The sequence below is a fragment of the Salmonella sp. SA15303 genome, from assembly GCF_029962125.1.
GTDB classification, from domain to species: domain Bacteria; phylum Pseudomonadota; class Gammaproteobacteria; order Enterobacterales; family Enterobacteriaceae; genus Salmonella; species Salmonella enterica.
Window position 1 is genome coordinate 4,509,991 of the sequence record NZ_CP123924.1, and the last position, 16,166, is coordinate 4,526,156.

10 protein-coding genes and 1 pseudogene are annotated in these 16,166 nt (G+C 52.8%); 7 read left to right on the forward strand and 4 right to left on the reverse strand.

Features of this window, described 5'->3' with window-relative positions; all coding sequences use genetic code 11:
• Nucleotides 1-86: 86 nt before the first annotated feature.
• From thiC to thiH, 6 genes are read left to right on the forward strand one after another with little or no spacing between them, the layout of a single operon-like run.
• Entirely contained in the window at nt 87-1,982 is a 1,896-nt protein-coding gene (gene thiC / locus QEN31_RS22030) for a phosphomethylpyrimidine synthase ThiC (protein WP_023250107.1), read from the forward strand.
• Entirely contained in the window at nt 1,982-2,617 is a 636-nt protein-coding gene (thiE, locus tag QEN31_RS22035) for a thiamine phosphate synthase (RefSeq protein ID WP_000284643.1), read from the forward strand. The genes thiC and thiE overlap by 1 nt, the downstream gene beginning before the upstream one ends.
• On the forward strand, nt 2,610-3,368 hold the full coding sequence (locus QEN31_RS22040; RefSeq protein WP_001749430.1) for a HesA/MoeB/ThiF family protein: 759 nt from the start codon (nt 2,610-2,612) through the stop codon (nt 3,366-3,368). Before thiE ends, QEN31_RS22040 begins: the two co-directional genes overlap by 8 nt.
• Nucleotides 3,349-3,549 (forward strand): sulfur carrier protein ThiS, encoded by a 201-nt coding sequence (gene thiS / locus QEN31_RS22045; protein WP_001166830.1) that lies wholly within the window; start codon nt 3,349-3,351, stop codon nt 3,547-3,549. Before QEN31_RS22040 ends, thiS begins: the two co-directional genes overlap by 20 nt.
• A 1-nt stretch (nt 3,550) precedes the next feature.
• Nucleotides 3,551-4,321 (forward strand): thiazole synthase, encoded by a 771-nt coding sequence (gene thiG / locus QEN31_RS22050; protein ID WP_000944083.1) that lies wholly within the window; start codon nt 3,551-3,553, stop codon nt 4,319-4,321.
• Nucleotides 4,318-5,451, forward strand: coding sequence for a 2-iminoacetate synthase ThiH (gene thiH / locus QEN31_RS22055; protein ID WP_095112593.1), 1,134 nt, complete (start codon nt 4,318-4,320; stop codon nt 5,449-5,451). Before thiG ends, thiH begins: the two co-directional genes overlap by 4 nt.
• Nucleotides 5,452-5,671: 220 nt before the next feature.
• On the opposite strand, the gene QEN31_RS22060 is transcribed toward thiH, so the two are convergent.
• A complete protein-coding gene (locus tag QEN31_RS22060; RefSeq protein WP_064239882.1) occupies nt 5,672-6,700 on the reverse strand; it encodes a type III secretion system effector arginine glycosyltransferase SseK1 in 1,029 nt (342 codons plus the stop codon).
• Between the two features lie 380 nt (nt 6,701-7,080).
• Between QEN31_RS22060 and QEN31_RS22065 the strand changes: the two are divergent.
• Nucleotides 7,081-7,427: pseudogene (locus QEN31_RS22065) on the forward strand (cytoplasmic protein).
• 5 nt (nt 7,428-7,432) lie between these two features.
• Here the strand turns inward: QEN31_RS22065 and QEN31_RS22070 are convergent.
• The 3 genes from QEN31_RS22070 to rpoB form a co-directional block, all read right to left on the reverse strand.
• A complete protein-coding gene (locus QEN31_RS22070) occupies nt 7,433-7,756 on the reverse strand; it encodes a membrane protein (RefSeq protein WP_001576436.1) in 324 nt (107 codons plus the stop codon).
• Nucleotides 7,757-7,797: 41 nt separating this feature from the next.
• Entirely contained in the window at nt 7,798-12,021 is a 4,224-nt protein-coding gene (gene rpoC, locus QEN31_RS22075; RefSeq protein WP_000653965.1) for a DNA-directed RNA polymerase subunit beta', read from the reverse strand.
• A gap of 76 nt (nt 12,022-12,097) precedes the next feature.
• Entirely contained in the window at nt 12,098-16,126 is a 4,029-nt protein-coding gene (gene rpoB / locus QEN31_RS22080) for a DNA-directed RNA polymerase subunit beta (protein ID WP_000263105.1), read from the reverse strand.
• Nucleotides 16,127-16,166 lie beyond the last annotated feature (40 nt).

A 16,166-nucleotide genomic window follows, 5' to 3' on the forward strand; every position in this document is an offset into this window, starting at 1 on the left:
TTATGCTGCTGCCTTTACAGGCGGCGCACATCCATTACTCCATCCGTCGTCTGACAAGCCACGTCCTTAATTTTTTGGAATGAGCTATGTCTACAACAACGTTAACCCGCCGCGAGCAGCGCGCTAAAGCCCAGCATTTTATCGATACGCTGGAAGGCACCGCGTTTCCCAACTCGAAACGCATCTACGTGACCGGTTCGCAGCATGATATTCGCGTACCGATGCGCGAAATTCAACTTAGCCCCACGCTCATCGGCGGCAGCAAAGACAACCCGCAGTTTGAAGAGAACGAAGCCGTGCCGGTGTACGACACCTCCGGGCCGTATGGCGATCCTGACGTGGCGATTAACGTCCAGCAGGGTCTGGCGAAACTGCGCCAGCCATGGATTGACGCACGTAACGATAGCGAAGAATTAGACGACCGTAGCTCGGCTTATACCAGAGAACGTCTGGCCGACGATGGCCTGGACGATCTGCGTTTTACCGGCCTGCTGACGCCAAAACGCGCTAAAGCGGGCAAGCGCGTCACCCAGTTACACTACGCCCGCCATGGGATCGTCACTCCCGAAATGGAGTTCATCGCCATCCGTGAAAATATGGGCCGCGAGCGCATTCGCAGTGAAGTGCTGCGCCACCAGCATCCGGGGATGAACTTTGGCGCGCGCCTGCCGGAAAACATTACGCCGGAATTCGTGCGTGATGAAGTCGCCGCGGGCCGCGCGATTATTCCCGCCAACATCAACCACCCGGAATCCGAGCCGATGATTATCGGCCGCAACTTCCTGGTCAAAGTGAATGCCAACATCGGCAACTCGGCGGTCACCTCCTCCATCGAAGAAGAGGTGGAAAAATTGGTCTGGGCGACGCGCTGGGGCGCGGATACGGTAATGGACCTTTCTACCGGCCGCTATATTCACGAAACCCGCGAATGGATCCTGCGTAACAGCCCGGTACCGATCGGCACCGTCCCGATCTACCAGGCGCTGGAGAAGGTCAACGGGATCGCCGAAGATCTTACCTGGGAAGCGTTCCGCGACACGCTGCTGGAGCAGGCCGAACAGGGCGTCGACTACTTCACCATTCACGCGGGCGTGCTGTTGCGCTACGTGCCGATGACCGCCAAACGCCTGACCGGCATTGTCTCACGCGGCGGTTCAATCATGGCGAAATGGTGCCTTTCTCATCACAAAGAGAACTTCCTGTTCGAACATTTCCGCGAGATTTGTGAAATCTGCGCCGCCTACGACGTTTCCCTGTCGCTGGGCGACGGCCTGCGCCCCGGCTCCATTCAGGACGCCAACGACGAAGCGCAGTTCTCCGAGCTGCATACGCTGGGCGAGCTGACCAAAATCGCCTGGGAATACGACGTGCAGGTGATGATTGAAGGCCCGGGCCACGTGCCGATGCATATGATTCAGCGCAACATGACCGAAGAGCTGGAGAGCTGCCACGAAGCGCCGTTCTACACCTTAGGGCCGTTGACTACCGATATCGCGCCGGGCTATGACCACTTCACCTCCGGCATTGGCGCCGCGATGATCGGCTGGTTTGGCTGCGCGATGCTGTGTTACGTGACGCCGAAAGAACATCTCGGCCTGCCAAACAAAGAAGATGTGAAGCAGGGGCTGATCACCTACAAAATCGCCGCCCACGCCGCTGACTTAGCCAAAGGACATCCGGGCGCGCAGATCCGCGATAACGCGATGTCGAAAGCGCGCTTCGAATTCCGCTGGGAAGATCAGTTTAACCTCGCGCTCGACCCGTTCACCGCCCGCGCTTATCACGATGAAACCCTACCGCAGGAGTCCGGTAAGGTCGCTCACTTCTGTTCCATGTGCGGGCCAAAGTTCTGCTCGATGAAAATCAGCCAGGAGGTCCGCGATTACGCCGCCGCGCAAGCCATTGAAGTCGGCATGGCGGATATGTCGGAAAACTTCCGCGCCAAAGGCGGCGAAATCTATCTCAAGCGGGAGGAAGTCTGATGTATCAGCCTGATTTCCCGACCGTGCCGTTCCGTCTCGGGCTTTACCCGGTGGTGGACAGCGTTGCATGGATTGAGCGTCTACTGGAGGTGGGCGTGCGCACGATCCAGTTGCGTATCAAAGATAAGCGCGATGAAGAGGTGGAAGCGGATGTTATCGCTGCCATCGCGCTGGGGCGTCGTTATAACGCCCGTCTGTTTATCAACGACTACTGGCGTCTGGCAATTAAGCACCGCGCTTACGGCGTGCATCTGGGTCAGGAAGACCTTGAAACCACCGACCTGAAAGCGATTCAGGCGGCGGGCTTACGCTTGGGCGTATCTACCCACAATGATATGGAGATAGACGTCGCGCTGGCCGCTAAGCCTTCTTATATCGCGCTGGGTCATGTCTTCCCCACGCAAACCAAGCAGATGCCTTCCGCCCCGCAGGGGCTGGCGCAGCTGGCCAGTCATATTGAACGACTGGCGGATTACCCGACCGTGGCAATTGGCGGCATCAGCCTTGAACGCGCTCCGGCGGTACTGGCGACCGGCGTCGGCAGCATTGCCGTGGTCAGCGCTATTACTCAGGCCGCAGACTGGCGTGAAGCCACTGCAGAGCTGCTGGCAATCGCAGGAGTCGGCGATGAATGACCATGATTTTATGCGTTATAGCCGCCAGATCCTGCTCGGCGATATCGCGATTGAAGGCCAGCAAAAGTTGCTCAATAGCCATGTATTGATTGTCGGCTTAGGCGGATTGGGTTCGCCTGCCGCGCTGTATCTGGCGGGAGCAGGCATCGGCAAACTAACGCTGGTAGACGATGACGATGTTCACTTGAGCAATCTCCAGCGGCAAATTCTGTTCACCACCGACGATATCGCCCACCCGAAGGCGCAGGCGGCAAAACTACGGCTGGCGCAGCTCAACCCCGGTAGCAAGCTGATCGTATTGCAACAACGTCTGACTGGCGATGTGCTTAAAAACGCGGTAGCACACGCCGACGTAGTGCTCGACTGTACCGATAACATGGCCACGCGCCAGGAGATTAACGCCGCCTGTGTGGCGCTCAACACTCCGTTAATTTCCGCCAGCGCCGTCGGCTTTGGCGGCCAGCTAATGGTCCTCACACCACCGTGGGAACAAGGCTGTTACCGCTGCCTGTGGCCGGACGATGTCGAGCCTGAACGCAACTGCCGTACCGCCGGTATCGTCGGACCGGTTGTTGGCGTGATGGGCACTTTGCAGGCGCTGGAGGCAATCAAATTACTCAGCGGGATGGAAACGCCAAGCGGCGAGCTACGCCTGTTTGACGGTAAAACCAGCCAGTGGCGCAGCCTGGCGCTGCGTCGTGCCAGCGGCTGTCCGGTCTGCGGAGGGCAACATGCAGATTCAGTTCAATGATGAACCGATGCAGTGCGCCGCAGGGCAAACCGTCAGTGAGCTGCTCACGCAACTCAATCAGCTTAAACCGGGCGCGGCGCTGGCGCTCAATCAGCAGATCCTGCCGCGCGAGCAGTGGGAACAGCAAATCGTGCAGGAAGGCGACCAGATCCTGTTTTTTCAGGTTATTGCAGGGGGTTGATATGTTACGTATTGCCGACAAAACGTTTGATTCACATCTGTTCACCGGTACCGGAAAATTTGCTTCGTCGCAGCTGATGGTCGAGGCGATTCGCGCCTCCGGCAGCCAGTTGGTGACGCTGGCGATGAAGCGCGTGGACCTGCGCCAGCACAACGATGCGATTCTGGCGCCGCTCATTGAAGCGGGCGTCACGCTGCTGCCCAATACCTCCGGGGCGAAAACCGCTGAAGAGGCGATCTTCGCCGCCCAGCTGGCGCGTGAAGCGCTGGGCACAAACTGGTTGAAATTAGAAATCCACCCGGACGCCCGCTGGCTATTGCCGGATCCGATCGAAACGCTAAAAGCCGCCGAGGCGCTGGTGAAGCAGGGTTTTGTGGTGCTGCCCTACTGCGGCGCGGATCCGGTGTTGTGCAAGCGGTTGGAAGAGGTCGGCTGCGCGGCGGTGATGCCGCTTGGCGCGCCTATCGGTTCGAATCAGGGGCTGGAAACCAAAACCATGCTGGAGATTATTATCCAGCAGGCCACCGTGCCGGTGGTGGTCGACGCCGGGATCGGCGTGCCCAGCCATGCGGCGCAGGCGCTGGAAATGGGCGCTGATGCGGTACTGGTCAACACGGCGATTGCCGTGGCGGACGATCCGGTGATGATGGCAACCGCTTTCCGTCTGGCGGTGGAAGCCGGATTACTGGCGCGTCAGGCGGTGCCGGGGAATCGTAGCACCTACGCCAGCGCCACCAGCCCGCTCACCGGCTTTCTGGAGGCCCTGGCATGAAAACCTTCACCGACCGCTGGCGGCAACTGGAGTGGGACGATATTCGCCTGCGCATCAACGGTAAAACTGCCGCCGACGTGGAGCGCGCGCTGAACGCCGCGCATCTTAGCCGGGACGATTTGATGGCGTTGCTCTCCCCCGCCGCCGCCGATTATCTGGAACCGATAGCGCAGCGGGCACAAAGGCTGACCCGACAACGCTTTGGCAACACCGTCAGTTTCTACGTGCCGCTTTATCTCTCAAACCTCTGTGCCAACGACTGCACCTACTGCGGCTTCTCGATGAGCAACCGCATTAAGCGTAAGACGCTGGATGAGGCTGAAATTGCCCGCGAGTGCTCAGCTATCCGTGAGCTGGGTTTTGAACATCTGCTGTTGGTCACCGGCGAACATCAGGCCAAAGTCGGCATGGACTATTTCCGCCGCCATCTCCCGGCCATTCGTCGCCAATTTTCATCATTACAGATGGAAGTCCAGCCCTTGTCGCAAGAAAACTACGCGGAGCTCAAAACGCTGGGGATCGATGGCGTGATGGTTTATCAGGAAACTTACCATGAGGCAATCTATGCACAGCATCACCTGAAGGGAAAGAAACAGGACTTTTTCTGGCGGCTGGAAACGCCGGATCGGTTAGGCCGGGCAGGTATCGACAAAATTGGTTTAGGCGCGCTAATCGGGCTTTCCGACAGCTGGCGGGTTGATTGCTATATGGTGGCGGAGCATCTGTTGTGGATGCAGAAACACTATTGGCAGAGTCGCTATTCTGTTTCCTTCCCGCGTCTGCGTCCGTGTACTGGCGGTGTGGAACCCGCATCTGTGATGGATGAAAAGCAACTGGTGCAAACCATTTGCGCGTTTCGTTTACTGGCGCCAGAAATTGAGCTCTCACTCTCCACCCGCGAATCGCCCTGGTTCCGTGACCATGTGATTCCTCTGGCAATCAACAACGTCAGCGCCTTCTCGAAAACGCAGCCCGGCGGCTACGCTGACGATCATCCGGAACTGGAGCAGTTTTCTCCCCACGATGCCCGTCGGCCTGAAACAGTAGCAAGCGCGTTAAGCGCGCAAGGATTGCAGCCCGTCTGGAAAGACTGGGACAGTTGGCTGGGGCGCGCTTCGCAAACGCGGTGAACCCGTATGTAAACGCATTAGTATTTCACGAACGAGTACGTAATGCGAAAAACGGGAGATTGTTATCGACCTCCCGTTTTTTTATGTCCGTTCTGAACAGCACTGCGATTTTAAAGTTGGCTGTAGTAGAGAAAACTGAGCATAAAATATTTTTTCGCCGAAACTTGATAGTTTATGCCAATATTTTATGTATTCAATAGCATGATTATTGCCATTTCCACTACTGCACATGCCTAGCCCATGAACTTTGCGTAAACTGACTGGTATTCATTATAATGTTATCATGCTTAAACTCAATAAAATCGCAAAAAGAATTATAATCTTCATTTAAAGAATAATTAAAATGTTTTCTAATTCCATTACATACACCATCGGAATAGGGATCAGCATCAAATTTAGTATGCATTATTTCCAATCCAGCAAGTAAAGCCGGGTGGTTATTGCGATCAACAGCTATTATCCCGTTCTCCATAGAAGCACGGCCATCTATCCTTTCTACATGAACAGCGATTCCATCCGGAATATATATACCCCCCAGTTTTTCCGTGATAATCATATCAGCATCGAGATATATACACCCACTATTTGTTGATAAATCATAACACCCAACCTTATCCGCCTCCAAAAATAACTGACCAGCCTTTAACATAGCCATATTCCTGTAAAAATCAAACCATCCATGGCCTTTATCCAGTAAGTAAGATTTAATTAATGAATCATTATCCTCTTGAATATCACTCAATTCTTTTTTTAATAGCTGCAGTAAATGATAATCCCTTTTTTCTTCTGGCATGGACTCTTGCTTAGAAATATTTTCCATATAAATTTCTGATAATTTTTTATCGTACATGCTAAAGTCAATATCATTTCTATATATGACTTTTATGTTTTCATAGTCATACTCAAGTTTTGAAAAAGCATCCTTTTGTCCTGGAAAAAAATCACCATCTACAAAAATACCTATAAGACGTTCTTTTTCAATTGTTGCTGCTTTAATGATATTGTTAAGGTAGGGGTTTTTCTCTGTGTTAATTATAGGTATATCATTTTTCCCAAAGCGAGCAGGATTCCGCTCAAACCACTGGAAAAGAAGAGGGGTTTTCTCATCTAAAAAGCACAAGGGATAATCTTTTCCATTAAAACTTGTAAACTGAATGCCCCTGTTGGTAACAGTTTTAACCAATTCATTTTTTGAAAGCGCGGGAACATATCTATTTAATGGTGGAATCATAACAATTAAATGCTCCATGCTTACTTCATTACATATTTTACATGATGATTATTAGCACATGTTTTTTAGCGTTGCAATCGCTGTCAGCTAAAAGATGCTAAATTAAGCATTAACCGGTGGATACATAAATACCCTACTAGTGAGCAATTAAATAAATAGCTTGTTAACTTTATTTTTATTCCAGAAATGACATCATATTTATAATTCCTGTAATAAGGTAAAACAAAGACCTTAATGGAATTAAATGCTTCATTTAATGATTTAAAATTTCCCGCGTAAACAACCAATAAAACAGGTTTATCATTTAATGTATGAACAGCAGGTATTTTATAATGGCGAGCCAATAGACTTTAATAACTTAGATTTATGGGATAAATTTAAAGTCGCATTTGGACTCAATGTTACAGAAAAAACCAAACCCAATGGTAAAAAAACTTTCAATTTTGAGTATTGTGGATTTTCTACATTCATCACCCCGATTGATGGTTTTGGTGGGAAGTTACCAAAGTGGTTCTCAGAAAAACATAATGTAAGTGTCCCAACGCCTTATACATTCGGTCAGGACCCCATTCCTGGCGTCAATATTTATCGTAATACAAAAGCAAAATTTGTTATGGCTAACGGCGGTAATAGTCTTCCCTGTGCGATGGCAAAATATAATGCAAAAACTGGACAATTTATTCATATAACCAGTGATAGTGAGTTTTCACCAATAATACGAGAAACAAGAGTCATGGAAAAATAATTCATTTATTCATTAATATTTATAATTACAGATAAAACCAAGAGCCAGCATGGCATTGAAAAATAAAATACGGCTTTTTTATCCGCGCTGGTTTTGACTCGATGAAGAATAGCGGTGGCGACAATAATAATAAGACAATAAATAAATATAAGTAATGATTTATGGTGAAGTATATATAACGATAGAAACAATAAAAAAGCGGACAGAACGTTTGAAATGGTTATCTTTTTTGTAAATACCAAAAGACTAAACATTAAATAGATTAATGAAATAATCGCTGGCATTTTCTTTCCTTGTAGGCAAGCGACCCGGAATTCGGTATCCAGCATGAAGCTGGTGGAGGGATAAATACCCCTCCACCATTTAACGATTACTCGTTATCAGAACCGCCCAGACCTGCGTTCAGCAGTTCTGCCAGGCTGGCAGATGCATCTTCCGCAGTCACCTGCGGTGTTGCTGGCTGCTCGCCCGCGGCGCGACGGCGCATACGATCCTGGTGGTACGCATAACCGGTACCGGCCGGAATCAGACGACCCACGATAACGTTCTCTTTCAGGCCGCGCAGTTCGTCGCGTTTACCCGCAACGGCTGCTTCGGTCAGGACACGCGTGGTCTCCTGGAACGATGCGGCAGAGATGAACGATTCGGTTGCCAGAGACGCTTTGGTGATACCCAGCAGATCGCGGGAGAAGGTAGCCCCCACTTTGCCATTCGCTTCCAGCTCGCGGTTAGCGATCTTGACGCGAGAGTATTCAACCTGTTCGCCTTCCAGGAAGTCGGAACTACCGGCGCTTTCGATGGTCGCTTTACGCAGCATCTGACGAACGATAACTTCGATGTGTTTATCGTTAATCTTAACGCCCTGCAGACGGTATACATCCTGGACTTCGTTAACGATGTAACGCGTCACAGCATGAACACCACGCAGACGCAGAATATCGTGCGGCGCTTCCGGACCGTCGGAAATCACATCACCACGTTCTACACGTTCCCCTTCGAACACGTTGAGCTGACGCCATTTCGGAATCATCTCTTCGTACGGGTCACTACCATCAACCGGCGTAATCACCAGACGACGTTTGCCTTTGGTTTCTTTACCGAAGGAAACGATACCTGCGATTTCAGCAAGGATTGCCGGCTCTTTCGGACGACGCGCTTCGAACAGATCCGCAACGCGCGGCAGACCACCGGTGATATCCTTGGTACCGCCGGATTCCTGCGGAATACGCGCCAGGGTGTCACCAGAACTGATCTGTACGCCATCTTCCAGCTGCACAATCGCTTTACCCGGCAGGAAGTACTGCGCAGGCATATCGGTACCCGGGATCAGAACGTCATTACCCTGAGCATCAACGATTTTCAGCGCCGGACGCAGATCTTTACCACCGGTAGTACGTTCAGCCGAATCCAGAACCACCAGCGAAGACAGACCGGTCAGTTCGTCGGTCTGACGCGTAATGGTCTGACCGTCGATCATGTCAGTGAAGCGGATGAAACCACTCACTTCGGTGATAACCGGCATGGTGTGCGGGTCCCAGTTTGCCACGGTTTCGCCGCCGGCAACCTGCTCGCCATCACCTTTCGCCATGACAGCGCCATAAGGCACTTTATAGCTCTCTTTGGTACGACCGAATTCGTCGATCAGCTTCAGTTCGGTGTTACGGGAAGTGATAACCAGTTTACCGCTGGAGTTCACAACCGACTTCACGTTGCTGAGCTTGATGCTACCTTTATTTTTCACCTGGATGCTGGATTCAGCAGCCGCACGCGATGCCGCACCACCGATGTGGAAGGTACGCATCGTCAGCTGTGTACCCGGTTCACCGATGGACTGTGCCGCGATAACGCCGATAGCTTCACCTTTGTTGATGATGTGGCCACGCGCCAGGTCACGACCATAGCAGTGCGCACATACACCAAAGTCGGTGTCGCAGGATACAACGGAACGCACTTTAACGGCGTCAACGGAGTTTGCTTCCAGCAGGTCACACCACTGTTCGTGCAGCAGCGTGTTGCGTGGAACCAGAATGTCCGCGGTACCCGGTTTCAGCACATCTTCTGCTGTCACACGGCCCAGAACGCGGTCACGCAGCGGCTCTTTCACGTCGCCACCCTCGATAACCGGGGTCATCAGGATACCTTCGTGCGTACCACAGTCATCTTCGGTCACCACCAGATCCTGCGCGACGTCAACCAGACGACGGGTCAGATAACCGGAGTTCGCAGTTTTCAGTGCGGTATCCGCCAGACCTTTACGAGCACCGTGGGTGGAGATGAAGTACTGGAGTACGTTCAGACCTTCACGGAAGTTCGCGGTGATTGGCGTTTCGATGATGGAGCCATCCGGCTTCGCCATCAGACCACGCATACCTGCCAGCTGACGAATCTGTGCCGCAGAACCACGCGCACCGGAGTCGGCCATCATATAGATGCTGTTGAAGGAGACCTGCTGCTCTTCCTGGCCGTCACGGTTAATCACGGTTTCGGTTTGCAGGTTATCCATCATCGCTTTGGATACACGATCGTTTGCCGCAGCCCAGATATCGATAACTTTGTTATAGCGTTCGCCAGCGGTTACCAGACCGGACTGGAACTGCTCCTGGATCTCAGCAACTTCAGCTTCCGCTTCAGAAATGATCTCGTGTTTTTTCTCCGGGATGACCATGTCATCAATACCAACGGACGCACCTGAACGCGCTGCATAAGCAAAGCCGGTGTACATCGTCTGGTCCGCAAAAATAACGGTCGGTTTCAGGCCCAGAATACGGTAGCAAGTGTTCAGCATTTTGGAGATCGCTTTCTTGCCCAGCGCCTGGTTGACGATGGAGAAAGGCAGACCTTTCGGTACGATCATCCACAGAATGGCGCGACCAACGGTCGTGTCTTTCAGGCTGGTGTGCGCAACGAATTCGCCGTTTTCATCTTTTTCATATTCAGTGATACGCACTTTAACGCGCGCATGCAGAGAGGCCAGACCTGCGCGATAGATACGCTCAGCTTCTTTCGGGCCAGTCAGCACCATGCCTTCGCCTTTGGCGTTAACACAGTCACGGGTCATGTAGTACAGACCCAATACCACGTCCTGAGACGGAACGATGATAGGCTCGCCGTTCGCCGGAGACAGGATGTTGTTGGTAGACATCATCAGCGCACGCGCTTCAAGCTGGGCTTCCAGCGTCAGCGGTACGTGAACAGCCATCTGGTCACCATCGAAGTCAGCGTTATATGCCGCACAAACCAGCGGGTGCAGCTGGATAGCTTTACCTTCGATCAGTACCGGTTCAAATGCCTGGATACCCAGACGGTGCAGTGTTGGTGCACGGTTCAGCAGTACCGGGTGTTCGCGGATAACTTCGTCCAGGATATCCCAAACGACAGCTTCTTCGCGCTCAACCATTTTCTTCGCGGCTTTGATGGTGGTGGCGAGTCCTCGCAGTTCCAGTTTGCCGTAGATGAACGGTTTGAACAGCTCCAGCGCCATTTTCTTCGGCAGACCGCACTGATGCAGACGCAGGTATGGACCTACGGTGATTACAGAACGACCGGAGTAGTCAACACGCTTACCGAGCAGGTTCTGACGGAAACGACCCTGCTTACCTTTGATCATGTCGGCCAAAGATTTCAGAGGACGTTTGTTAGAACCGGTGATCGCACGCCCGCGACGACCGTTATCCAGCAGGGCGTCGACCGCTTCCTGCAGCATACGTTTTTCGTTGCGTACGATGATGTCCGGCGCAGCCAGATCCAGCAGACGCTTCAGACGGTTGTTACGGTTAATGACGCGACGATACAGATCGTTCAGGTCAGAAGTCGCGAAACGACCACCATCCAGCGGAACCAGCGGACGCAGATCTGGCGGCAGAACCGGCAGAACGGTCAGGATCATCCACTCTGGCTTGTTGCCAGACTGTACGAAGGCTTCCAGCAGTTTGATACGCTTGGTCAGCTTCTTACGCTTGGTTTCGGAGTTGGTTTCGTTCAGCTCTTCGCGCAGAGTTTCACACTCTTGCTCCAGATCCATGCTCTTCAGCAGGGCCTGGATAGCTTCCGCACCCATCTTCGCGTCGAATTCGTCACCGAACTCTTCCAGCGCGTCCAGATACTGCTCTTCAGTCAGGATCTGTTGACGTTCCAGGTTGGTCATACCGCCTTCGATAACCACATAAGATTCGAAGTACAGTACGCGTTCGATATCGCGCAACGGCATATCGAGCAGCAGACCGATACGGGACGGCAGCGATTTCAGGAACCAGATGTGAGCAGTCGGAGACGCCAGCTCGATGTGGCCCATACGCTCACGGCGTACTTTGGTCTGGGTCACTTCAACGCCGCACTTCTCACAAATAACACCACGGTGTTTCAGGCGCTTGTACTTACCGCACAGGCACTCGTAGTCTTTTACCGGCCCAAAGATACGGGCGCAGAAAAGGCCGTCACGCTCAGGTTTGAACGTACGGTAGTTGATGGTTTCCGGCTTTTTAACTTCACCGAAAGACCATGAACGGATCATGTCTGGCGAAGCCAGAGCAATTTTGATCGCATCAAACTCTTCGGTTTTAGTCTGCGCTTTCAGAAACTTTAATAAATCTTTCACGGATTTGCTCCCGTCGGAGTTAGCACAATCTGGTGTCGGGTTTTACCCCGACACCAGTGACCTGTTTGAGCGAGAATTACTCGTCTTCCAGTTCGATGTTGATGCCCAGCGAGCGGATCTCTTTCAACAGAACGTTGAAGGATTCCGGCATACCCGGTTCCATCTGATGGTTGCCGTCCACGATGTTCTTATACATCTTGGTACGACCATTCACGTCATCAGACTTAACGGTGAGCATTTCCTGCAGGGTGTAGGCGGCGCCGTAAGCTTCCAGCGCCCACACTTCCATCTCCCCGAAGCGCTGACCACCGAACTGCGCCTTACCACCCAGCGGCTGCTGAGTAACCAGGCTGTAAGAACCGGTAGAACGCGCATGCATCTTGTCATCAACCAGGTGGTTCAGTTTCAGCATGTACATGTAACCGACGGTTACCGGACGTTCGAACTGTTCACCCGTACGGCCATCGAACAGGGTGATCTGACCGGAGGTCGGCAGGTCGCCCAGTTTCAGCAGCTCTTTGATTTCCGCTTCTTTCGCACCGTCAAACACTGGTGTGGCAATCGGCATACCTTTACGCAGGTTTTCTGCCAGACGCAGCACTTCATCATCGCTGAAGGTGCTCAGGTCGACTTTCTGACGAACGTCGGCGCCCAGATCGTAGGCACGCTGGATGAATTCGCGCAGTTTCGCGACTTCCTGCTGCTGTTTCAGCATGGCGTTAATCTTGTCGCCAATACCTTTCGCAGCCATACCCAGGTGGGTTTCCAGAATCTGGCCGATGTTCATACGAGACGGTACGCCCAGCGGGTTCAGTACGATGTCGACCGGCGTGCCGTTTTCATCGTAAGGCATGTCTTCGATCGGGTTGATCTTAGAGATAACACCCTTGTTACCGTGACGACCTGCCATCTTATCACCCGGCTGGATACGGCGTTTAACGGCCAGATAGACCTTCACGATCTTCAGCACGCCCGGCGCCAGATCGTCGCCCTGGGTGATTTTACGGCGCTTCGCTTCAAGTTTTTTCTCGAACTCGTGTTTCAGTTCGTCATACTGCTCAGCCAGTTGTTCCAGCTGATTTTGTTTCTCTTCGTCGGTCAGACCGAGTTCCAGCCAGCGGTCGCGCGGCAGTTTGTCGAGCTTCTCAGCTTCAACGCCGCCGGACACCAACACCGCACGGATACGGCTAAACAGGCCCGCTTCGAGGATCTGCAGTTCTTCAGACAGGTCTTTTTTCGCCTGCTTGAGCTGCATCTCTTCGATTTCCAGAGCACGTTTGTCTTTTTCTACGCCATCGCGAGTAAAGACCTGAACGTCGATAACCGTACCGGAGACACCGTTAGGTACGCGCAGAGAAGAGTCTTTAACGTCAGACGCTTTCTCACCGAAGATCGCACGCAGCAGTTTCTCTTCCGGCGTCAGCTGGGTTTCACCTTTCGGCGTCACCTTACCGACCAGAATGTCGCCGCCGGTCACTTCCGCGCCGATGTAAACGATACCGGATTCATCCAGTTTGGAGAGCGCAGCTTCACCCACGTTCGGGATATCAGCGGTGATCTCTTCCGGCCCCAGCTTGGTGTCACGGGACACGCACGCCAGTTCCTGAATGTGGATGGTGGTGAAACGGTCTTCCTGAACAACACGCTCGGAAACGAGGATGGAGTCTTCGAAGTTGTAGCCGTTCCACGGCATGAACGCCACGCGCATGTTCTGACCGAGCGCCAGTTCACCGAGGTCGGTGGACGGACCGTCTGCCAGCACGTCGCCGCGTTCAACCGGCTCGCCCAGAGACACACATGGCATCTGATTGATACAGGTGTTCTGGTTAGAGCGGGTGTATTTGGTCAGGTTATAGATGTCGATACCTGCTTCACCCGGGTACATCTCGTCTTCGTTAACTTTGATAACGATACGGGACGCATCCACGTACTGAACAGTACCGCCACGTTTAGCTACTGCAGTAACACCGGAGTCGACGGCGACAGCACGTTCCATACCGGTACCCACCAGCGGCTTGTCAGCACGCAGAGTCGGAACCGCCTGACGTTGCATGTTCGCCCCCATCAATGCACGGTTGGCGTCATCGTGTTCCAGGAACGGGATCAGGGACGCACCGACGGAGACCACCTGCTGGGTGGAAACGTCCATGTAGTCAACCTGGTCGCGGCTGAACAAGCTGGATTCGCCTTTGCTACGGCAGGTCACCAGATCTTCTACAAAGTGGCCTTCGTCATCCAGGTTGGAGTTCGCCTGAGCGATAACGTAGTTGCCTTCTTCGATAGCAGACAGGTAATGAATTTCGTCAGTAACCACGCCATCAACCACACGACGGTACGGCGTCTCAAGGAAGCCATATTCGTTAGTCTGTGCGTACACGGACAGGGAGTTGATCAGACCGATGTTCGGACCTTCCGGCGTTTCGATAGGACATACGCGACCGTAGTGCGTCGGGTGTACGTCTCGAACTTCGAAGCCTGCGCGTTCGCGGGTCAGACCGCCTGGGCCGAGTGCGGAGATACGACGTTTGTGCGTAATCTCAGACAGCGGGTTGTTCTGGTCCATAAACTGAGACAGCTGGCTGGAACCAAAGAACTCTTTCACTGCGGCGGAAATCGGCTTGGCGTTGATCATATCCTGAGGCATCAGGGTATCCAGATCGCCCAGAGACAGACGCTCTTTCACCGCACGCTCTACACGCACCAGGCCAACGCGGAACTGGTTTTCCGCCATTTCGCCGACGGAACGGATACGACGGTTGCCGAGGTGGTCGATATCATCCACTTCGCCTTTACCGTTACGGATATCGATGAGCTTCTTCATGACATCAATGATGTCGTCTTTGCTCAGGATACCGGAACCTTCGATTTCGTCGCGCAGCAGAGAACGGTTGAACTTCATACGACCCACCGCAGACAGGTCATAGCGGTCTTCGGAGAAGAACAGGTTCTCAAACAGGCTTTCAGCCGCTTCGCGTGTCGGCGGCTCACCAGGGCGCATCATGCGGTAGATTTCTACCAGCGCGCTCAGACGATCGTTGGTTGGGTCGACGCGTACCGTTTCAGAAATGTACGGGCCGTGGTCCAGATCGTTGGTAAACAGCGTTTCGATACGTTTGTGGCCGGACTGGCTCAGCTTAGCCAGCAGATCCAGGCTCAGTTCCATGTTCGCCGCGCAGATCAGCTCGCCAGTGGATTCGTCAACGTAGTCTTTAGAGACGACTTTGCCTGCGATGTACTCAACCGGAACTTCGATATGCTTGATATCGTCTTTTTCCAGCTGACGGATGTGACGCGCGGTAATGCGACGGCCTTTTTCAACGTACACTTTGCCGTTAGCTTCGATATCGAACGACGCAGTTTCGCCGCGCAGACGTTCTGGAATCAGTTCCATCTGCAGCTTGTTGTCGCGAATTTCGAAGACGACTTTCTCAAAGAACAGGTCAAGGATCTGCTCAGTGGTGTAGTTCAGCGCACGCAGGATGATGGTCGCAGGCAGTTTACGGCGACGGTCGATACGCACGAACAGGTTGTCCTTCGGATCGAATTCGAAGTCCAGCCAGGAACCACGGTAAGGAATGATGCGCGCGTTATACAGCACTTTACCCGAAGAGTGGGTTTTACCTTTGTCGGAGTCAAAGAAGACGCCCGGACTACGGTGCAGCTGAGAAACGATAACACGCTCAGTACCGTTGATAACAAAGGTACCGTTGTCGGTCATGAGCGGAATTTCGCCCATGTAGACTTCTTGTTCTTTAATGTCTTTAACGGTGCCTTCCGGCGCTTCGCGCTCGTAGATCACCAGACGCAGTTTTACGCGCAGCGGTGCGGAATAGGTCACACCACGGATCTGACATTCCTGAACGTCAAACACCGGTTCGCCAAGGCGGTAGCTGACGTACTGCAGCTCGGAATTACCGCTGTAGCTCTGAATCGGGAACACGGAACGGAAGGCTGCTTCCAGGCCGTACTGCCCTTCAGGATCTTGCTCGATAAACTTCTGAAACGAGTCAAGCTGGATAGAAAGGAGATAAGGTACATCCAGAACTTGTGGACGTTTACCAAAATCCTTACGAATACGTTTTTTCTCGGTATAGGAGTAAACCATAGGGTTCCTCAGCTCGCTGACAAGTCGACCCATCTGTCCT